The following is a 19,604-nucleotide window of genomic DNA, read 5'->3' as shown; positions in this document are numbered from 1 at the left end:
GCGCCCGCCGCGCCAGCGGCACCGCCCCCCAGAGTTCCGGCGCGGGTTTCTCGCGCTGATGCCGCTGGCAGTCCTCGATCCAGGGTTCGACGAAGGACACCCCGGCTTCGGCGACCCGCTCCAGGTCGCGCTCGAAATCGCCCGCGATATGCGCGAAGATCCCCTTCGGCATCGGCATCTTGGCCGAGGCGGCGATCACCCGCGGATCGTCCTTCCCGGCCTCGGGCAATGCGACCGGGTCGAGCCCGAGGAACGCCTGCACCTCGTCGAAGAACGGCTGCGGCCGGTTGCGGATATCCTCGAAATTCGCCANCCAGCGACTTCTCCCGGCCGAAATGCCGGAACATGTTCTCGACCGCATCGCCGTAGAGGCTGCTCGGCACCAGCTGNGTGATGGTCGGCGANAGGTGCGCNAGCGTCTGCGTGCTCCAGACCTTGANAGCGCAGNGATCTCGCGGGTGCCCTCGGCATGGAACTTCATGTGCGACCAGAGCCGGTCCATCGGATTGCGCAGGATGATCATCGCGCGCGTGTCCTCGGCCATCGACGCCATGTGGCGGAACCCGTCCTCGCGCGCCAGGAAGCTGGTGGTCGAGAAGTCGACGCCGTACTGGTCGTCGGGAAGACCGTCGAACAGGCTGCGGTACCAGTCGTCGTTGATCGGCCCCTTGAGATAGGGCTTGTACCATTCCAGCGCCTGCAGGAAGCCCCGGTAGCGCCGGGAGCTGACGCCGTCCGGCGCCCAGTTGGCCTCCATCTCTGCATCCCAGGGGCTGCCGTAGCTGTCCGGGTCGGTCAGGGTCGNCGCGGCCGAGATCGCTGTCGGGCGGCACGAANGCGGGCGCGGCGGCAATGCANCCGCCAGNGCTGTTGAGNCCGCGCCGAGTCGGNTCAGCCGGTCGACCCCGCCATACTGGCGCAGGACATAGTGCAGCTCCTTGCGCGGGATCCGGAAAATCCCCGGGTTGCGCACCAGAGCCGAATGAAGCCAGGTCGTGCCGCCTTTGCTAACTCCCAGACAATAAAGAAACNTTTTTCANCGTCCGNAATTCCGCCCGTTTGNGGTTGTTTCCCGAAACTTATCCGATCGGCACGCGGNCCTTCCACAACAGGACCGGAACTGGGGCGCCNTTGACACGNGGGGGGCCGCTCGTCCGACTTGCNGCGGGAGGCCGNCAAGAGGACAGCACCGATGAAGATCGCCACATTCAACATCAACGGGATCAAGGCGCGGCTGCCCGCGCTGCTCGACTGGCTCGACGAGGCCCAGCCGGACGTGGCGGTGCTCCAGGAACTGAAATCGGTCGACGAGGGCGTGCCGCACGAGCCCTTCGAGGAGCGCGGCTACCGGATCGAGACCCACGGACAGAAAAGCTTCAACGGCGTCGCGATCCTGTCGAAGCTTCCGTTGGAGGACGTCACCCGCGGCCTGCCCGGCGACGACAGCGACGAACAGGCGCGCTGGATCGAAGCGACGGTGATCGGCGAGCGCGCGGTGCGGGTCTGCGGGCTCTACCTGCCGAACGGCAATCCGGTGCCGGGGCCGAAATACGACTACAAGCTGGCCTGGCTCGACCGCATGGAGGCACGGGTCAAGGACCTGCTCGCGCTGGAGGAGCCGGTGCTCTTCGCGGGCGACTACAACATCATCCCGCAGCCCGAGGATGCCGCCCGCCCCGAGGCCTGGACCAATGACGCGCTGTTCCTGCCCGAGACCCGCCGCGCCTGGCGGCGCCTGCTGTCCCTGGGGCTGACCGATGCCATCCGCGCCGTGCATCCCCACCGCCCGCCGGCCGAGCGGCTGCGCGATTTCAGCTTCTGGGACTACCAGGCCGGGGCCTGGGACCGCGACAACGGCATCCGCATCGACCACCTGCTGCTCAGCCCGCAGGCCGCGGACCTGGTCTCGGATGTCATCGGCACCAGCTGCGAGCTGCTGGCCGCGCTTGCGCCCGGATCGGTCGAGGACATCCGCGCCGCCGGCGCGCCGGTGGTGCAGTTTTCGGCGCGGACCTGGAACGACCTGAAGGAAATCCGCGCCTTCCTGTTCCAGCGGATGTACCATGCGGCGCCGGTGATGAAGAAGCGCGAGGAGGCCGATCACGTGATTCGCGATCTCTTCCCGCTCTACATGTCCCATCCCGACCTGCTGCCCGAGCGCTGGCATGCGCGCGCGCTGGTCGCGCAGGAAGCCCGCCTGGCGCGGATGGTGGCCGATTACGTCGCGGGCATGACCGACCGCTATGCGCTGCAGGCGCACCGGGAACACTGCGCCGAACCTCTTAAATATCTCTAGCCCCCCTGATCGCGCTGCACGGTGACAGGGCCGGCGGCCTCTTCCGCGGCATTCTCCTTCGGGGGGTGCTCCGGATGACCCGGCGCCGAGCCTCGGGAACGGGGGAGAGACCAGATGCAGGCTGGCGGCCTGTCCCGGGCCGGCCCCCTCGGAGCAGTCCAGCGGCGCCGGCGCCCGGCGCGGCGGCATCACGAAGGCAGGCAGCGGGCTTGCCCGGGGCGGCAGGCGGCCAGCGCGGCGATGTTCGCCTCGAACCAGCCGCGCCAGGTGCCGCCGCCGAAATCGCGCGCCCGCCGGAGCACCGCGCCGGCACTGAGATTCTCGCCCTGCACGTTGCGGCGGTGCTGGCGGTAGGACATGCAGGGCTCGGGGTCGTAGAGGATGCGGCCGCCGGCCCCGGTCACCATCAGGTAGCACCACCAGTCGTGATAGGGCACGTCCTGGCGCCCGGCCGCCCGCATCAGCCGGTGCGCCGCCGGGTTCATGACGATCGTGTTGCCGGCCACCACGTTCTGCACCAGCGCATTGCCGAAGGCGAAGTGCCGGTGCAGCCGCGACGGCCCGAGCGGCCGCAGGCCGTCATCGGTCAGCATCGTCCGCCCGCAGGCCAGCGCCGGGACCTCGGGATCGGTTTCCGCCAGGAGCGCCATCGCGCGCTCGAGCTTCCGCGGATACCAGACATCGTCCTGGTCGCTCAGCGCGACATGGCCCGGCGCCTGGGTGCCGTCGCAGACGAGGTTGAGGAAATTTGCGGCGAAGCCCCGGCGCGGCCCGGCAAGGATCCGCGGCGGCCGGCCCGCGGGGTCGCGGAACCGGGCGGCGATCTCCAGGGTGGCGTCCTCCGAGCCGTCATCGCCGATCACGAGCGACCAGTTCCGGTGCGTCTGCGCGGAAAAGCTGTCGAGCTGCTCGCCGAGATGCGCTGCCCCGTTGTAGCTGCAGAGCAGGATCGTGATCTCTTCCATCAGGTCTTCCGTTTGCGCCAGTCCGGGCGTGTTATGGCGGATTTCCCGCATGCGGCAAGGGAGGGAATTGCTCCGCAGTCCCCGGAGGTGTACCTCTATCGCCAAGTTACGTGCGGGGTCGAGATGGCATATGGTGTCCCAAATCCGCTTCCTCTGGCGACCCGGCTCCGCGCCATCGCCCGGGAGGAGGGAGCGCGCGCCGCTCTGGGACGGGTCGCGAATTACGGCCGCATCCGGCTGGCCCAGACCTCGGTCGGCAAGGCGGTGGGATTCGGCGCCGCCGCCCGTTCGGTCTATGCGCTGGGGCCGACCTGGCAGCACCTGGCCCGGAACGGCGTGTTCTTCGGCGGCGACCGCAGCACCGCGCGGCGCCATCTGGCGGTGATCGCCGAGGCCAGCCTGCCGCAATGCACCCGCTACCGCGTCGACCAGATGAGCGGCCTGGCCGCCGCCTGCGGCATGGGATTCGCCGCCGCCGACCACCGCGACGAGGCGGAATCGCTGACCGCGCTGCAGATGGCCAGCCATGTGATGCTCTACCGGCTGGAGCCGGGGCCGCGGACCTGGATGTATCTCTACGAGGCGCGGCGGCTGGGGCTGCCGGTGCTCTACGATCTCGACGACCCGCTGTTCTCCGTGCCTGCGATTACCGGCTCGCAGGTCAGCCTGCCCGAGATCCTGACCCGGCATTTCGCCGATGCCGCGCCGGGGATCCTCGCGGTGATGGGGGCTTGCGACGCGATCAGCGTGTCGACGCCCGCGCTGATCGAGGCGGTCAGCGCCTTCCTGCCGCGCCCGGTCTTCCTGCGCCGCAACTATGCCGATGCCGACATGCTGGCCGATCTGTCCGCCGCTGCGCCGGTCCGCGGCGGTCCTGGGCTGACGCTGGCGCTGGCCAGCGGGTCCGACGGGCGGATGGGCGATCTCGCCGTGGCGCGCCCGGCGATCGAACGCTTCCTCGCGGCCGATCCGGCGCGGCGGCTGATCCTGATCGGCCACGGGCTGGAGCAGACTGCCGGGCTCGACCCGGCNCAGGACTATCCGGCCTATCTGGCGCAGCTTGCCGAGGCCGATGCGGTGCTGGTGCCGCTGGCCGACGATCCCTTCAACCTGTGCAAGAGCGCGGTGCGCGTCTTCGATGCGGCGGCGGCCGGGCGGCCGGTCATCGCCAGTCCGGTGGGCGACCTGCCGGCCGCCGTGCGACCCCGACCGCCAGACCGCCGAAATCCATATCCGCGTCGCCCTGATGAACCGCTTCAACGCTACCTCAGATGGGGAAATGGGCATCACGTCCTGACGCCGATTTTGTAACAATGCCCGTCGCATTTATCCTTTTGAAATTACTTCGGAAAAGATAGTCTCCGCGCGTACGCCGCCTGCATCAAAACTGGGAGGCCGCTACGGGGCCTGCGTCGCCAGCCGCCCGCTTCTTGCGCTTGCCCGCCGGGCGGGCGGCTGGCGACGCTCCCGCATCTGTTCCGGCAGGAGGATCACGGAATGAAGCTGTTCATTGCCCTCGACGTCCCGCGCGAAGACGGCGGCCGACCTGCCCGGCGAACATGGCGGGATCGTCAGGAAGGCGGGGGCCGCCAGCGATCCGGAGGCGCTGGCGAAACTCGCGGAAGGGCCCGGTCGACCTCGATCCCCAGCAGGCGGACGCGATCCGAGCCCTCGCAGGCAACGGCAATGCGCAGGTCGGTCATGCGGAGCCCTGCAGCCAGAACGTCCGTGCAGTCGCGGACCGCAATGCCGACGTCCCGGGCATAGCCGTCCAGCGCGAAATGCCGTTCCAGATCGGGAGCCTCGGGATCGACACCCTCCCCGGCCGCCGGAATGTAGCCGGTGAAGGCCGCGTCGGAGACAACCAGATCGCGGCACCCGGTCAGGCCGAGCTGGACCTTGTCCATCCGGCCGCGATGCTCGACGAACCCGGCCGTCGCGAAATCCACGCCGGTGATCGCCATGTTGCCGACCCCATCGAGATGCAAGTTCCGGGCGAAGACCGCACGCCTGGCCGGGTCAGCCGATGTCAGAACCATTCCGCGGGAAAAGCTGCGGTCTGCGAGGCGGACATGGCCGTACTGTCCGGGCGCCAGAAGCAGGCGGCTGCCGTCCGGCGCGCTGCGAAACGCTTCTTCGAGTTCCGCAGCGCTGGCCACGGTGCGCTCCGGGACCGGCTCGGCCCGGGCTCCTGCAGCGATGCCGAGAACCGGAAAGGCCGCAAGGGAGACGAGCAGCCTGCGGCGGGCGGGACGGAAGGGCTGCGTCATGCACCCTGCTCCACCAATGCGCTTTCGCGGGCATCGGCATCGGCAAAGCGGCCATAGGCTCCGACCTCGATGCCCTCGCGCAGGATCTTCGCCGGGTTGCCCGCGACGACGCAGCCCGGCGGAACCGACTTCGTCACTACCGACCCCGCCCCCACAACGCAGCCGTCGCCGATCTCCACCCCGGGCAGGATCAGGCTCGATCCGCCGATGAAGCAGTTCCGGCCGATGCGGGTATGCAGGTAGAGCCCGCGGGTGCGGTCATGGCACAGGATGCGGGACTCGAAGGCGACATAGGAATTCTCGCCGACATGCACCCCTTGGGGATAGGTCTTGTCGAATTTCGCCGACATGGAGAACTGGCAGCTCGGATGCAGGTCCATCTTCCAGATGCGCGTGTAGTACCAGCGCATCGTGTCGATGACGACCCTGCGCAGACCGAGGAAGCGGCGCAGGCCGCCCTTCCTGATCTTCTTGTAGACGGGCGCCTCCGCAGAGGCAGCGTTTACCTGATCCATGACCGGAACCTTGTGACAGACCGCGCCGGGACAGCGCGCAACTCGGAGCGCAAAGTCTAGCCGGAGCCGACCGAAGCGTCACCCCCCTGCCCGGACCGGATGGGGATGCCGGGTTCGTGCCCCCCTCGCCTCGCCCCGGCGACGGACCCCGTGTTTCGCGCGCGAAACACGGAACCGCCTGACCCGGCTGCCTGTCAGTCATCCCGCGCCCGTTTCGCGCAATAGGCCACGAAGGCGCGCCGCGGGCTCCTGATCCGCGGGCGGCCCGAAGCGGCCCAGTAGCGGCGCCAATCCGCCTCCAATGCATGCACGTCCCAGCCCGGCGCCACCTCGCGGGCCGCGTCATGCGCCTCCGGCGGCAGCACGGGCCCGGCCGCGGCCGCCCCTTCGAAAACGTCCCGCGGACGCACCACGACCAAGTCACCCTCCGCCACCTCCAACGTGTAGTCGGGCAGCCCGTCTCCGGCGGCAATGTCGCGGACCATCTTGCGGAACACGCGCAGCGGCGAAGAGGACCCCGACTTGGAGCAGAGCACCGCCATCGAGATCTGCCAGCGCGGCTGCTGGCCGCAATGCTTGCGCGCGAGTTCGTAGATGCGCCGCTCCAGCGGCTTTCGCAGCGAAAAATACTCCGCGCTCAGCGTCAGCACCGACCGCGCCAGCACCGCCCGGTAGAGCCAGTCCGACAGCGTCACCGATACCGACACCATCCGCCCAGAGCGGGTGCGGCGCACGATCTGCCAGGACTCGATCAGGCCGAAGCCGCTGGTCGTGGTCACCTCGCCGGTCGGGACATTGGTGGTGATGCGGGTGCCCGCCAGCCGCTCGAAAGCATCCCGCAGCCGCCGGTAGCCGTCCCCCGAGGTTTCACGCCCGCAGGAGATCAGCAGGTCATGCGCGGTCAGCTCCGGCTGGCCCTGTTCCGGCCGCTGGCCGCGCCGGTCCGGGTCAGCTTTGCCGATACCGGCGCGGGCCTGCGCATCGGCATCGCCATGGCCGAGCCCGACCTGCCCAGCGAGCCGCATATCGGCGCCTTCGACGTCGCCTTCGTCACCGAGATCTGCCNCGCCGGGTGCAGATGCCGGTCGCGCCCGCCGAGCGCAGCGACTACGAATCCTGGCTCGGCTGCCCGGTCACCGTCGCACCCGAGATCGCGCTGGAAATTTCGGCCGAGGATGCCGCCCGGCCGCTGCTGCCGCAGCGGGACGAGATGATGCGCGGCGCCGAGCAGACGCTAGTTCCGGCGGGATCCGCACGCGGCGCGCGCAGAGCCGCCGCAACCCCGGCCCGGCGCCGCGCTTGCAGCCCATGCACGCTGCGCAAGTGCCGGGATCACCTGGCTGCTCGCGGGCAACCTGTCCCGGAGGCCTTCCCGCGGATATCCTCGGGACGGCGGACCGCCACGTCCGGAAATGATATGCCGGTAGCCGGAGCCGCGGCCCGGTTCCAGCTGCCCACGGCCGGAGTCCGAAACGGCCCGTTCCCAGCTCCCCCGCAGTTTTGCCGAAGATGTCCTGCCCTCAAGCGGGACCGGTGGAGCCGCGTGCGATGAAGGTGCTTTCGGACACATGCGACCGTGTCTCCGGAGCAGTTCCGGACAGGAGCCGGGTCAGGGCCTCCGCGGCTTGCCGACCCTGTGCCATTGCGTCCTGCCGGATCGTCGACAGGGCGGGATGCATATGCGCGGCGAAGGGCAGATCGTCGAATCCCACCACCGAGAGGTCGCCCGGAACCGCCCGGCCTTCCGCCGCCGCCCCGCCGATCGCGCCGAGGGCGATCGTGTCGTTGCCCGCGAAGACCGCCGTCAGGTCGGGACGCCGCGCCAGCAGCGCCCGTGCTGCGGCATGGCCGCTTTCCGCGCTGAATTCGGCATGTTCGACCGCATCCGCATCGAGGCCCAGCCCGCGGTCCGCCAGCAGCGCCGCCAGCATCCCGGTCCGCGCATCCGATGCCGGGAAGCCCGCTGGAGAAAACGGGATGCAGCCGATCCGCCTGTGTCCCAGCGAGACGACATGGTCGACGGCCTGGGCCATCGACGTGCCGATCCGGGTCGAGACCGACACCTCGCCCGGCAGGCCGGTCGACCCGATCATCACCGCGGGAAACCCGCTTTCGATCAGCGCGCGCAGTTCGGCATCCTGCGGATCGGGGCTGAGCACCAGGAGCCCGTCGATGCGCCGCGACAGCACGAGGCCGGCATAGGGATTGCCCTTCTGCGCGGGATCGAAAGTTTCGAGCAGCAGATGGTAGCCGCCCCGCCGGAGCACCTCGCCCACCCCGGCAAAGAGCAGCGGGATATAGCCGTCGACAGCCAGCGACTTCGCCTCGGTCGCCAGGAAGCCCACCGTCTTCGTCGTGCCCTTGCGCAGCATCAGCGCCGCCGAGTTCGGCTTGTAGCCGAGCGCCAGCGCCGCCTCCTGCACCTTCCGCCGGGTTTCCTCGCTGAGGCTGACCGAATTGGAGCCGTTGAGCACATGCGAAACCGTCGACCGGGCGACCCCGGCCAGCTTCGCGACGTCGTGACTGGTGATCGACTTTGCTGACATGCCGGGAGCCTACCCAGAAAACACGTGTTAGTCGAGGATTTATCGTTGACACGACTCGGCGGCGGCGACATGTCTGGCTGCATTGCTGACACGTGTTAGCAAGCCGGAAGGGCGAGAGGACGGCGCCCTGGCTGACGACAACGGGAGGATTGCCATGAGTGGTCAAATCGACGCTCCGCCACGGCGGCGCGCCGGGCGGATGCTGCCGCGGATGACGGCGCTGCGCCGCAGGGAAGCGCTGACCGGATATCTGTTCATCCTGCCGGCCGGGATCGGGCTGCTGGCCTTCTTCGTGCTGCCGACGCTGCGCGCCGCGCAAATCAGCCTGACGCACTGGAACCTGATGCGCCCGGCCAAATGGGCGGGGTTCGAGAACTACGCGCGGCTCTGGGCCGATGCGCAGTTCTGGGACTCGATGTGGATCACGCTGTGCTACGTGCTCTACAACATCCCGGTGCAGACCGCGCTGGGGCTGCTGATCGCCGTGCTGGCCGACCGGCTGGCGAAATCGGTGGCGCTGCGCGCGGTGATCATCGCGCCCTACCTGATCTCCAACGTGGTCGCGGGCCTGGTCTGGCTCTTGATGCTCGATCCGCTGATCGGCATGACCAACAGCTTCCTCGGCCTCCTTGGCCTCGCGCCGCAGGGCTTCCTCAGTTCGCCCGACCAGTCGCTGATCTCGGTCGCGGCCATCTCGATCTGGCGGCATGCCGGGTTCACCGCGCTGCTCTTCTATGCCGGGCTTCAGGCCATCCCGAAGGACCTCTACGAGGCCGCGCGGCTCGACGGCGCCTCCGAGGCCGCGATGTTCCGCCTGATCACCCTGCCGCTGCTGCGCCCGGTGCTGGTCTTCGTGCTGGTCACCAGCATCGTGGGATCGTTCCAGGTGTTCGACGTGATCGCCGTGACGACCCAGGGCGGCCCCGCCGGAAGCACCCGCGCCGTGCTGTGGTACATCTACGAAAATGCCTTCCAGTTCAGCCGCATGGGCTATGCCTCGGCGATGTCCATGGTGCTCTTCGCGATCCTTGTCCTCGTCACGCTGGCGCAGATGCGCCTCCTGCGCGGCGACCGTTCGGACCTCGGGTGAGGAGCCTGCCGATGACCGTTTCCCCCCGCCTCCGCCGCCTCTCGGGACAGGCCGTTCTGGGCCTTGTCTGCCTCATCTCGCTGCTGCCGGTCTGGATGGTGCTCAAGACCGCGGTCACCTTGCCCGCCGACATCTTCGCCACCGCGGACAAGCTGTGGCCCGCCTCGATCACCTTCGGCAATTTCCTGCGCGTGCTGGGACTGCCGAGCGAGGTGGCGCCGCCCGCCAATGCCGGGGCCGCGATCAGCTTCGGGCTCGCGCCGCCCACCACCGTGATCTACACTGCGCTGCTGGTCTCGGGACAGCTCTTCTTTTCGTCGCTGGCCGCCTATGCCTTCGCGCGGCTGCGCTTTCCGGGGCGCGACGCGATCTTCTACAGCTTCATCGCCGCGACGATGATCCCGTCGATCGTGCTGTTCATCCCGAACTTCATCCTGATCCGCCAGCTCGGGCTGCTGAACACCTTCGCCGGCATGGTGGCGCCCAACATCCTGATGCTGCCCTTCGCGGTGTTCTTCCTGCGCCAGTTCTTCCTGACCACGCCGAAGGAACTGGAAGAGGCCGCGCGGCTCGACGGGCTGAACTGGTTCCGCATCTACTGGCATGTCGCTCTGCCGCTGCAGCGCGGGCCGATGGCGACGCTGGCGATCCTGCTGTCGATCCAGGCCTGGAACGACTTCTTCTGGCCATTCCTGACCGGCCAGGACGAAAGCGTGCAGGTCATGGCCGTGGCGCTGGCCCAGTACCAGAGCCAGACCGGCCAGGGCCAGCCCGACTGGACCGGCCTGATGGCGGCGGTGATGCTGTCGATCATCCCGGTGCTGATCCTGCTGGTGTTCTTCGGCCGCCGCATCGTCGAGTCGCTGCAGACCAGCGGCATGAAATGACCCCATCGTTGCACAAGGGAGAGAGAACGATGAAAGCCCTGATCCCGGCCCTGATCTCCGGCACCCTGCTGTCCGCGGCAGCCCATGCCGAGGTGGCGGTCGATTACTGGATGTGGGACAGCCAGCAGGCCCCGGTCTACCGCAAATGTGCCGACCTCTTCGAGGCGGAGCATCCCGGCGTGAAGATCGCGATCACCCAGACCGGCTGGAACCAGTACTGGACCGCGCTGCAGACCGCCTTCCTGTCGGGCGACGCTCCGGATGTCTTCGTGAACCATGCGACGCGGCTGCCGGAATTCGCCGCCAACGGCCTCTTGGCCAACCTGGCCCCGCGGATTGACGCCGCAGGCTACGATCTCGGCGGCTTCCATCCCGGGCTCGTCGAAACCTGGTCGAAGGAGGGCGCGGTCTACGGGCTTCCGAAGGATTGGGCGACGGTCGCGCTGGCCTATGATGCCGGGAAGCTCGCCGCGGCCGGGCTGTCGCCCGAAGACCTCGCCGATCTCGACTGGTCGCCCGAAGATGGCGGCAGTTTCCAGCAGGCCATCGCCCGGATGACCGTGGATGCCGCGGGCACCCGCGGCAACGAGCCCGGCTTCGACGGCAGCAAGGTCGCGACCTACGGCCTGGTGTCAAACCCGTTCAGCCCGCATGGCGAGACCGAATGGAGCTATCTGGCCGGCAGCACCGGCTGGCGCTTCATCGACGCGCCCTGGGCGGAAAGCTACAATTTCGACGATCCGCGCCTGGCCGCGACTCTGGCCTGGTTCCGCGACCTCGCGCGCGGGCATCACTACATGCCGACGGCCGAGCAGACCGGCAAGCTCGGCGGCGAGACCCTGATGTTCTCGGGCAAGGGAGCGATGTCGGTGATCGGCTCCTGGCAGGCCGGGCTCTATGCCCAGTCCATGCCCTCGGTCCGCTTCGCCCCGATCCCGGCCGGGCCCGAGGGCCGCAGCTCGATGTTCAACGGGCTGGCGGACTCGGTCTGGAGCGGCAGCGGCAACCCGGACGAGGCCTGGGCCTGGACCGCGTTCCTGGGCTCCGACGCCTGCCAATCTGTCGTCGCGGAGTCCGGTATCGTCTTTCCCGCGCGCGAGGCGCTGACCGAAGACGCGCTGCGCGCCTTCGAGGCAAAGGGCATCGACATGTCCGCCTTCGTCGCCGTCGCCACGCCGGAAACCACCTTCCCCTTCCCGGTCACCGACTACGGCAACGAGATCTCGGCCATCGTCCGCGACGCGCTCGACCGGCTGATGCTGGGCCAGGGCGATGCGGACGAAATCCTCGCCGGGGCCGATGCCGAGATAGACCGGCTGTTCTGATCCCCTCCCGCCCGGCGGCAGGCCCGCCGGGTTCCCTTCCTGCGCAGCCCCCTGCCCGGTCCGTCCGGCGCCGGTCCGGCCGCTGCGCCCCTGCGAAAGCGAGTCCAACCATGTCCGGTCTTGAATTGACCCAGCTGCAAAAGAGCTACGGCGCGACCCAGGTGATCCACGGCGTGGATCTGACGGTGGAGCCGGGCGAGTTCTGCGTCTTCGTCGGCCCCTCGGGCTGCGGGAAATCCACGTTGCTGCGGATGATCGCGGGGCTCGAGGACATCTCCGGCGGCACCCTGTCGATCGGCGGCGCCCCGATGAACGAGGTCGACCCGTCGAAGCGCGGCGTCGCCATGGTGTTCCAGTCCTATGCGCTCTACCCGCACATGACCGTGCGCGAGAACATGGGCTTCGGCCTGCGCTTCGAGCGCGTGCCGAAGGACCAGATCAAGCGACGCGTCGATGAGGCCGCCGAGGTCCTGGAGCTGTCGCACCTTCTCGACCGCAAGCCCAAGGCGCTCTCGGGCGGCCAGCGCCAGCGCGTCGCCATCGGCCGCGCCATCGTCCGCAAGCCCGAAGTCTTCCTGTTCGACGAGCCGCTGTCGAACCTCGATGCCGAGCTGCGCGGCACGATGCGGGTGGAAATCGCCCGTCTGCACAAGGAGATCGGCGCAACCATCGTCTACGTGACCCATGACCAGGTCGAGGCGATGACGCTGGCCGACAAGATCGTCGTGCTGCGCGCGGGCCAGGTGGAACAGGCCGGCACGCCGCTCGACCTCTATGACGATCCGGACAATGCCTTCATCGCCGGCTTCATCGGCAGCCCGCAGATGAACATGCTCGGTGCCACGGTCGAGGCCGCCGATGGCGGCCGCGTGCGGCTGCGGCTGGACGGGATTGCCGCCGAGCCGTTCGAGATGCCGCTGGCCGCGCCGCCCGCCCCCGGCGACCGGGTCACGCTGGGCATCCGCCCCGAACACCTGTCGACCACCGGAGCGGTGCGGATGGACCTGGTGCTGGAGATCGTCGAGCATCTGGGCAGCGAGTCCCTGGTCCATGCAAGAAGCGGCACGGGGCCGCGGCTGGTGATGCGCCTGCCCGACAGCCGCGGATTGCGCACGGGCCTGCCGGTCGCGGCCGGGTTCGATCCGGCCCGCGCCTTCCTCTTCGATGCCGATGGCCGACGGCTGCGCTGATGGCCCCGATCCCCATCGCCCTTCTCGGCGCCGGCAAGATGCCATCAGCGCGCGGTCGGCATCCTGCCAGCGGCGGAACAGCAGCAGCCCCTCGGCGGCGCGCAGCTGCTCGCCGATCTCGCGGTAGCGCGCGGCCTGCTTGGCCTGGCGGTTGAGCTGGCCGAGCTGCGAGGCGAGCTGGTCGATCACGTCATCGACGCGTTCCAGGTTCTGCTCGGTCGAGCGGAGCTTCAGCTCGGCCTCGTGGCGGCGCTGGTAGAGGCCGGAAATCCCGGCGGCTTCCTCCAGCACGCGGCGGCGGTTCTTGGGCTTGGCGTTGATCAGCTCGCTGATCTGGCCCTGGCGCACCAGCGCGGGCGAGGTCGCCCCGGTCGAGGCATCGGCAAACAGCATCTGGATGTCGCGGGCGCGCACATCCTTGCCGTTGGCCTTGTAGGCGGAGCCGGCATCGCGGGTGATCCGGCGGACGACCTCCACCAGGTCGCGGTCGTTCAGCGTCGGCGGCGCCAGCCGGTCCGAATTGTCGATCTGGAGCGTGACTTCGGCGAAGTTGCGGGCGTTGCGGGTGGCTGCGCCGGCGAAGATCACGTCCTCCATGCCGCCGCCGCGCACCGCCGAGGGGCGGGTCTCGCCCATCACCCAGCGCAGCGCCTCCAGAAGGTTCGATTTGCCGCAGCCATTGGGACCCACCACGCCGGTCAGTCCGGGCGCGATCACCAGATCGGTCGGATCCACGAAGCTCTTGAACCCGTTGAGTCGGAGTCGCGTGAACTGCACCTTGGTCCCTTTCCGAGATTCCGCCCCGGATGATCGGGGCTTCGCTGCCGCAAGTCAACGGCAATGCGAATATGTTGGCCGTCGGGAACCGGACTCTTACCAGATATGGAGAGAAAGTCGACATCTTGGGAGTCCCGGAATGCCGACTTTAGTTGTGAACAAACGAAGTTGAGATCGTATACGATTTGGAGTATCCACGGAGTTGTCCCCAGGGGGAGAGTGCCCGGAACAAGTAGCGAGACCGACCCGATGAACATGATGCGAACCTTTATACAGCAAGGACTTGCAGGCGTTGAGATGACACATGGACCGTCAAATGGCCTGTCCGTAAGGGTCGAATCCCCGCTCGATTCTACCGGAGTTATGCTCATCCGGGAGAGTCAAGCGGCGCTTCTCGAACACACCGCCGAAGACGAGATTTTCTCGCTCGATCCTGCCGGGCTTGCCGCTCCGGACGTCACCTTCCTGGTCGCCCGCCTGAACGGCATGCCGGTCGGTTGCGTGGCGCTGGTCGACATGGGCGGCTACGGCGAAATCAAGCGGCTCTTCGTGCGCACCGGCGCCCGCGGCCACGGCATTGCCGATGCGCTGATGGCGGAGGCCGAGGGCCATGCAGCCGACCTGGAGCTGCCGGAGATCCGGCTGGAAAGCAGCACCGACCTGGCGGCGGCGGAGCGGTTCTACCGGCGGCTCGGCTATGCGGATTGCGCGCCTTTCGGCGGCTATCCGGTGCTGCCGCACAGCCTGTTCCTGTCGCGCAGGCTGGTCGCCTAGAGCGCATTGACGCGGGGCCGGTGGGTCAGCACCGGCCGGATGGTCTGCGGCGGCGTGCCGGGGCAGTCGAGATAGGCCTCGGCCAGCGACCAGTCGCCATAGAGCGTGCCGGGCAGGACCTTGCACCCCGAGGCGGCCTCGATCGCCTGCAGCGCCCGCGACAGCATCGCCATCCGGTCGGGGTGGCGTTCATGCGAGATCCGCGTCGCCTCGGCCCGCGTGCCGGTATAGCTGACCAGGAAGACCGATCCGCCGACCTCGACCTCTGCCGATTGCCCGCCATGCAGCGGCAGGGAATGCGGCGCGCAGGCTGCGAGGCCCAGGGCGGCCAGTCCCGCGAATGATCTCTGTGACATGGGGGTGTGCTCCGCCGCGATGGGCGGATTTCGCCGGAAACTGGTTAACAAACCGTTTCCGGCGGAGGGCGCCCGGGGCATCCCCGGGCCGCCGGATCAGCCGCGCCGGTTCAGCTCGGCAGTCAGCTTGGAGAGGCTGCCGCCCTGCTGGTCGAGCAGCGAGGTGATCTCGGTCCGTTCGGTGGTCAGCAGGTTGACCCCCTCGAGGATCACGTTGAACACCTTGCCCGAGCGGTCGGAGACGTGGAAATCCACGGCCACGGCGGCCTGGCCCTTCGGCTTGGCGCGGGCCGAGACGATCACCGCGCGCTTGTCGGTGCGGGCGCCGCGGACCTCGATGTCGCCGCCGATGAATTCGCGGAAACGGGCGCCGTACTTCTTCGACAGGTAGCCGCGGAACGCCGCCGAATAGCTCGACAGCTCGCTGGACGAGGCCGAGCGGGCCGCCGGACCGAGCGCGAAGCGCGCGATCACGTCCATGTCGGCATACTTGTTCATCAGCTTCTCGAAGGCCTGGTACATCTGGGCCTCGGAGCGGCCCGAGTTGATGGTCTTCTCGATATCCGCGGCCATGTCGCGGACGAACGCGACGGCCTGATCCTCGGTCAGGGCCAGGGCAGGGGCCGAAAATGCGGCCAGGGCAGCCGATCCGGTCAGCCCGGCCAGGACCGCGCGGCGGGAAAGGTCATTCACCGTAAAGCTCCTCGTAGGGGTCGAGTACGCCCCCATCTTCTGCATCCCCCGAAGAGGACATTCCAAGTTCGAACCGCCGGGCATCCAGGTAGACGACCCGCGAGGTGGCGTAGCTGTCGGCGCTGTTGTCCAGAACGTCGTTCAGCGTTTCCCTGTATGTATAGCGGTAGCCGGCATATTCACCCACTGTCGACGACGGCGGATAGTAACTTTCCGGTGGGGTGAGCACGTAGGCCAGCGGATTGGTGACCAGATCGACGATGTCGCCGGCAAGATCCCGCTGGGTGGACGGACCGAAGAAGGGCACGGCCAGGTAGGCGCCTTCGCCGACGCCCCAGACATGCAGCGTCTCGCCGAAATCGGCGTCGCGGGATTCGATGCCCAGATCGGTTGCCGGGTCGAGGATGCCCAGGAGCCCGAAGGTGGCATTGGTCGCGAAGCGGAAGCCGTTGTGCAGCGCGTCCTCGACCTTGCCCTGCAGCAGGTCATTGACGATCCGGCGGGGCAGGTCGGTGAATTCCGAGAAATTGTCGACGCCGCGGCGGACCGGCTGCGGCAGCACCGTGCCGTAGGTGTTCGACACCGGCCGGTACAGGCTCCGGTCGACGGCCTTGTTGAAATTGTGGATGCGGCGGTTGGTCTGCTCGTAAGGGTCGTTGAATTCCCCCGGCCCGGCAGGGTTCCCGGTCGTGCAGCCCGCGACACCCAGGAGCACAAGGGCGGAGACCGGCAGCCAACTCGTAAACTTCAACTTCCGCGCAATCGAAGGCCGGACATCTCCGTCTTGGATGGGCTTCACGTTGCACCTCAATCTGTTCTTCGCACTTTGGAACACATAGTATAGGACCGGCACGAAAGCCATCGCGCCAATTGACATACATGGCCCGACCCGGTCCGGATTCCGCGGATTGCGCAAAGACGACGAGGAAACGCAATGGAACGAAGCAAGGAGCAGGGCCTGAAGGAGCTTCGCGCGGCGCGGGCCGAAAGCAACGGGTTGTTTGCGTTTGTCGGCATTTTCAGCGTTTTCGTGAACCTCCTGATGCTCACCGGCCCGCTCTTCATGCTGCAGGTCTATGACCGGGTGCTTGGCAGCCGCTCCGAGGCGACGCTGGTCGCGCTCGCGGCGCTGGTGGCGTTCCTCTACCTGATGATGGGCATTCTCGACTATGTCCGCGGCCGGGTGCTGGCGAGGATCGGCGCGCGGTTCCAGGCCAAGCTCGACCGCCGGGTGTTCGCGGCGGCGCTCGAGGATGCCGCGACCAAGGACCGAGGCGCTGCCGCGGCCGGGGTGCGCGACCTCGAAACCGTGCAGCGCTTCCTCGCCTCGCCGATCCTCGGCTCGCTCTTCGACCTGCCTTTCACGCCGGTCTTCGTCGCCGGCATCTTCTTCTTCCACCCCTGGCTGGGGGTGATGGCGCTCGGCGGCGGGGCCATCCTGGTCTTCCTGACCTTCCTCAACCAGCGCAGCACCAAGGCGCCGCAGCTGGCGGCCAGCCAGGCCGCCGCGACCGCGGACATGATGTCGGAACGGCGAAAAGCGATGCCGGCATGGTCCAGGCGCTGGGGATGCGCGGCGCCGCCTTCACCCGCTGGCAGCAGATCCGCGGCAAGTCTCTGGGCCTGTCGCTGCGCGCCGCCGATGCGGCCGGCAGCTTCACCGCCGCGACCAAGACCTTCCGGCTGTTCCTGCAATCGGCGATGCTCGGCCTCGGCGCCTATCTGGTGCTGCAGATGGAAATGACCGCCGGGGCGATGATCGCGGGCTCGATCCTGCTGGGCCGGGCGCTGGCGCCGATCGAGATGGCGGTCGGGCAGTGGTCGCTGGTGCAGTCCACGATGAAGAGCTGGGACAATCTGGCCGACCTGCTGGGCCGGGTTCCGCCGCCGCAGCCGCGCACCCAGCTGCCGCGGCCGCGGGCGCTGCTCGACGTGCAGCAGGCGACGGTGATTCCGCCGGCCGCGACGCTGGCCCCGGTGACCGAACTGGAAACCGGCGCCGCGCCCGCCGGGCTGGCGGTCGGCGGCGGGCTGCTGGCCTCGGCGGATCGCGACGGCGACATGGTATCGGTCTTCGACCTCGGCTCGCTGGAGCTTCTCCACCGCATCCCGGTGGGAGAACGGCCCTTCGGCCTCGCCTTCGCCCCGGACGGACGGCTCTTCGCCGGCAATGTCGGCAGCAACGATGTCAGCGTGCTCGACGCCCGCGAGGGCATCGCCCTGGCCACCGTCCCGGTCGGCGAGCGCCCCTATGGCATCGCCTTCGCCCTCGGCCGTGCCTTCGTCACCAACCAGTATGCCGACAGCGTCAGCGTCATCGACCTGGCCACGCTGGAGCCGGTCGCGACCATCGACGTCGGCGAATACCCCGAGGGCATCGACATCGCGGGCAGCACCGTGGTCGTCGCCAACTGGTTCGAGAACACCGTGACCCTGATCGACGCCGCGACGCTCGACGTCACCGGCACGATCGCCACCGCCGACGGCCCCCGCGCCTTCGGCCGCTTCGTGCTGGAGGAGGCCGGATGATCAAGGCCCTCGCGCTGCTTCTCGCCTCCGCCGCGCCGCTGGCGGCCGGCACCTGGGAGGCGCTCGCCCCGCAGGTCTTCCCGGGGAGCTGTCCGACGGCGCCGAGCTGCAGGCCGGGCTGATCGCCGCCGCCGGCCGGATGCGCATCCTCGGGCCGAACTGCTACGGCATCGTCAATGCGCTTGACGGCGTGGCGCTCTGGCCCGACCGGCACGGGCTGTCGCCGGTCGACCGCGGCGTCGCGGTGATCGGCCAGTCCTCGAACGTGCTGATCAACCTCACCATGCAGCGCCGCGGCCTGCCGCTGGCCACGGTGGTGGCCGCCGGGAACCAGGCCCAGACCTCGATGGCCGAAATCGGAATCGCGCTGCTCGAGGACCCGCGCATCACCGCGCTGGGGCTGCATGTCGAGGGCTTCACCGACCTTCCGGCCTTCGAGGCACTGTCGGCGCGGGCCCGCGAACTCGGCAAGCCGGTGGTCGCGCTCAAGGTCGGCAGCTCGCAGCAGGCGCAGGAGGCGGCGGTGTCGCATACCGCCTCGCTCACCGGAAGCGATGCCGGGGCGCGGGCGCTGCTCCGGCTTCGTCGACCGCTACCGGCCGGTGCGAAGCTGATGCAGCGCTCAGAGCTCGACGCGGAACCGGTAGCGGTCCGAGCGGTAGGTGACGATCGCGAACTCGATCGGCTGGCCGTCGCGCGCCCGCGCGACGCGGCGCGCCACCAGCACCGGGTCGCTGCCGGTGACGTCGAGATGCGGGCAGACCTGCGGCGTGGCCAGGCTCGCCTCTATGTACTCGACGCCGCCGACGATCTCGATGCCGAGCTCGGCGCGCATCCATTCATAGAGCGACCCCTCGGCCAGCTGCTCCGCGGTGGGCGGCGCCTTCGCCCCGAAAATGTCCGGCCGCACCCAGGAGATCGAATGGCCGATCAGCCGTTCATTGGCCTTGAGCAGCCGCTCGACATGGAACGGCCGGTCGCCCGAGGGCAGTCCCAGCGCCTGGGTCGCCTCCGGCGAGGCCGGAGACATGCCGCAGCCGAGCACCTGGTAGCCGGGCTGCATGCCCCGGCTGCGCATGTCCTCGGCGAAGCCGCGGATCTGGTTGACCGGCTGGTCGACGCGGGTGTCGACGACGACGCTGCCGACCCCGGCGCGGCGCTTGATCAGACCTTCCTGCACCAGCTGCTGCATCGCCGAGCGGGTGGTGGTCCGGCTGACCCCGAAAAGCGCGTTGATCTCGGCCTCGGTGGGCAGGGTCGCGCCGACGGGAAATTCGCCCGCATCGATGGCGCGGCGGAAGATCTCTGCCAGCTGCAGCCATCTGGGGGCACCGTTGGTGACGAGGGCGGATGTGCTCCAGCTCATGCTTCAGCCTTTGATATTACAGGAA

Annotated in this window: 18 protein-coding genes and 3 pseudogenes; 11 read left to right on the top strand and 10 right to left on the bottom strand. The window is 68.6% G+C overall.

The window, feature by feature from the left end; all coding sequences use genetic code 11:
• Positions 1–1,192: 1,192 nt before the first annotated feature.
• Together xth and C7T91_RS36570 are read left to right on the top strand one after the other, a co-directional pair.
• Positions 1,193–1,912, top strand: a pseudogene (gene xth / locus C7T91_RS22330) (exodeoxyribonuclease III); the annotation flags it as partial.
• 78 nt (positions 1,913–1,990) lie between these two features.
• Positions 1,991–2,296 (top strand): hypothetical protein, encoded by a 306-nt coding sequence (locus tag C7T91_RS36570; RefSeq protein WP_236638454.1) that lies wholly within the window; start codon positions 1,991–1,993, stop codon positions 2,294–2,296.
• A 188-nt stretch (positions 2,297–2,484) separates the two neighbouring features.
• Here C7T91_RS36570 and C7T91_RS32825 read toward each other — a convergent pair whose 3' ends face one another.
• The 5 genes from C7T91_RS32825 to C7T91_RS22300 form a co-directional block, all read right to left on the bottom strand.
• Positions 2,485–3,261 (bottom strand): glycosyltransferase family 2 protein, encoded by a 777-nt coding sequence (locus tag C7T91_RS32825; protein ID WP_161556053.1) that lies wholly within the window; start codon positions 3,259–3,261, stop codon positions 2,485–2,487.
• 1,571 nt (positions 3,262–4,832) lie between these two features.
• Positions 4,833–5,531: a hypothetical protein gene (locus tag C7T91_RS22315; RefSeq protein ID WP_108261286.1), complete on the bottom strand. Its 699-nt coding sequence runs from the start codon at positions 5,529–5,531 to the stop codon at positions 4,833–4,835.
• Positions 5,528–6,046, bottom strand: coding sequence for an acyltransferase (locus C7T91_RS38615; protein WP_145962980.1), 519 nt, complete (start codon positions 6,044–6,046; stop codon positions 5,528–5,530). The genes C7T91_RS22315 and C7T91_RS38615 overlap by 4 nt, the downstream gene beginning before the upstream one ends.
• 194 nt (positions 6,047–6,240) lie before the next feature.
• The gene (locus tag C7T91_RS22305; protein ID WP_108261284.1) at positions 6,241–7,071 is read right to left on the bottom strand and encodes a replication initiator protein A; all 831 of its coding nucleotides are present in this window, start codon (positions 7,069–7,071) and stop codon (positions 6,241–6,243) included.
• Positions 7,072–7,566: 495 nt separating this feature from the next.
• Entirely contained in the window at positions 7,567–8,592 is a 1,026-nt protein-coding gene (locus tag C7T91_RS22300; protein WP_108261282.1) for a LacI family DNA-binding transcriptional regulator, read from the bottom strand.
• Positions 8,593–8,746: 154 nt separating this feature from the next.
• On the opposite strand from C7T91_RS22300, the gene C7T91_RS22295 reads away from it, so the two are divergent.
• From C7T91_RS22295 to C7T91_RS22280, 4 genes are all read left to right on the top strand, one after another.
• Positions 8,747–9,682 (top strand): carbohydrate ABC transporter permease, encoded by a 936-nt coding sequence (locus C7T91_RS22295; protein WP_108261280.1) that lies wholly within the window; start codon positions 8,747–8,749, stop codon positions 9,680–9,682.
• An 11-nt stretch (positions 9,683–9,693) separates the two neighbouring features.
• The gene (locus tag C7T91_RS22290; RefSeq protein WP_108261278.1) at positions 9,694–10,569 is read left to right on the top strand and encodes a carbohydrate ABC transporter permease; all 876 of its coding nucleotides are present in this window, start codon (positions 9,694–9,696) and stop codon (positions 10,567–10,569) included.
• Positions 10,570–10,598: 29 nt separating this feature from the next.
• On the top strand, positions 10,599–11,894 hold the full coding sequence (locus C7T91_RS22285) for an ABC transporter substrate-binding protein (protein ID WP_161556051.1): 1,296 nt from the start codon (positions 10,599–10,601) through the stop codon (positions 11,892–11,894).
• Between the two features lie 110 nt (positions 11,895–12,004).
• The gene (locus tag C7T91_RS22280) at positions 12,005–13,084 is read left to right on the top strand and encodes an ABC transporter ATP-binding protein (protein ID WP_108261274.1); all 1,080 of its coding nucleotides are present in this window, start codon (positions 12,005–12,007) and stop codon (positions 13,082–13,084) included.
• A gap of 48 nt (positions 13,085–13,132) precedes the next feature.
• On the opposite strand, the pseudogene C7T91_RS22275 reads toward C7T91_RS22280, so the two are convergent.
• Positions 13,133–13,861, bottom strand: a pseudogene (locus tag C7T91_RS22275) (AAA family ATPase); the annotation flags it as partial.
• 363 nt (positions 13,862–14,224) lie between these two features.
• On the opposite strand from C7T91_RS22275, the gene C7T91_RS22270 reads away from it, so the two are divergent.
• Positions 14,225–14,635, top strand: a complete 411-nt coding sequence (locus tag C7T91_RS22270; protein ID WP_108261272.1) for a GNAT family N-acetyltransferase — start codon at positions 14,225–14,227, stop codon at positions 14,633–14,635.
• On the opposite strand, the gene C7T91_RS22265 is transcribed toward C7T91_RS22270, so the two are convergent.
• The 3 genes from C7T91_RS22265 to C7T91_RS22255 all read right to left on the bottom strand — a co-directional run bounded on the left by C7T91_RS22265 (position 14,632) and on the right by C7T91_RS22255 (position 16,435).
• The gene (locus C7T91_RS22265) at positions 14,632–14,991 is read right to left on the bottom strand and encodes a hypothetical protein (RefSeq protein WP_108261270.1); all 360 of its coding nucleotides are present in this window, start codon (positions 14,989–14,991) and stop codon (positions 14,632–14,634) included. The genes C7T91_RS22270 and C7T91_RS22265 overlap by 4 nt on opposite strands.
• A gap of 96 nt (positions 14,992–15,087) precedes the next feature.
• The gene (locus C7T91_RS22260) at positions 15,088–15,684 is read right to left on the bottom strand and encodes an MlaC/ttg2D family ABC transporter substrate-binding protein (protein WP_236638410.1); all 597 of its coding nucleotides are present in this window, start codon (positions 15,682–15,684) and stop codon (positions 15,088–15,090) included.
• Positions 15,677–16,435 (bottom strand): MlaA family lipoprotein, encoded by a 759-nt coding sequence (locus C7T91_RS22255; RefSeq protein WP_161556050.1) that lies wholly within the window; start codon positions 16,433–16,435, stop codon positions 15,677–15,679. Before C7T91_RS22255 ends, C7T91_RS22260 begins: the two co-directional genes overlap by 8 nt.
• A 183-nt stretch (positions 16,436–16,618) precedes the next feature.
• Here C7T91_RS22255 and C7T91_RS36560 point away from each other — a divergent pair, with 183 nt between their 5' ends.
• The 4 genes and pseudogenes from C7T91_RS36560 to C7T91_RS22240 form a co-directional block, all read left to right on the top strand.
• Positions 16,619–17,428 carry an ABC transporter transmembrane domain-containing protein gene (locus C7T91_RS36560; RefSeq protein WP_108261264.1) on the top strand — a complete coding sequence of 270 codons (810 nt, stop codon included), beginning with the start codon at positions 16,619–16,621 and terminating at the stop codon, positions 17,426–17,428.
• On the top strand, positions 17,314–18,213 hold the full coding sequence (locus C7T91_RS36555; protein WP_407943331.1) for a hypothetical protein: 900 nt from the start codon (positions 17,314–17,316) through the stop codon (positions 18,211–18,213). The genes C7T91_RS36560 and C7T91_RS36555 overlap by 115 nt, the downstream gene beginning before the upstream one ends.
• Positions 18,210–18,335 carry a hypothetical protein gene (locus C7T91_RS38075; protein ID WP_269102359.1) on the top strand — a complete coding sequence of 42 codons (126 nt, stop codon included), beginning with the start codon at positions 18,210–18,212 and terminating at the stop codon, positions 18,333–18,335. The genes C7T91_RS36555 and C7T91_RS38075 overlap by 4 nt, the downstream gene beginning before the upstream one ends.
• Positions 18,299–18,793, top strand: a pseudogene (locus C7T91_RS22240) (acetate--CoA ligase family protein); the annotation flags it as partial. The gene C7T91_RS38075 and the pseudogene C7T91_RS22240, both read left to right, overlap by 37 nt.
• Before the next feature lie 42 nt (positions 18,794–18,835).
• Here C7T91_RS22240 and C7T91_RS22235 read toward each other — a convergent pair.
• Positions 18,836–19,579 (bottom strand): GntR family transcriptional regulator, encoded by a 744-nt coding sequence (locus C7T91_RS22235; protein WP_108261262.1) that lies wholly within the window; start codon positions 19,577–19,579, stop codon positions 18,836–18,838.
• Positions 19,580–19,604: the final 25 nt, after the last annotated feature.

Source organism: Mangrovicoccus ximenensis (assembly GCF_003056725.1).
GTDB lineage: Bacteria > Pseudomonadota > Alphaproteobacteria > Rhodobacterales > Rhodobacteraceae > Mangrovicoccus > Mangrovicoccus ximenensis.
This window is presented reverse-complemented; position numbering and strand designations above follow the sequence as displayed.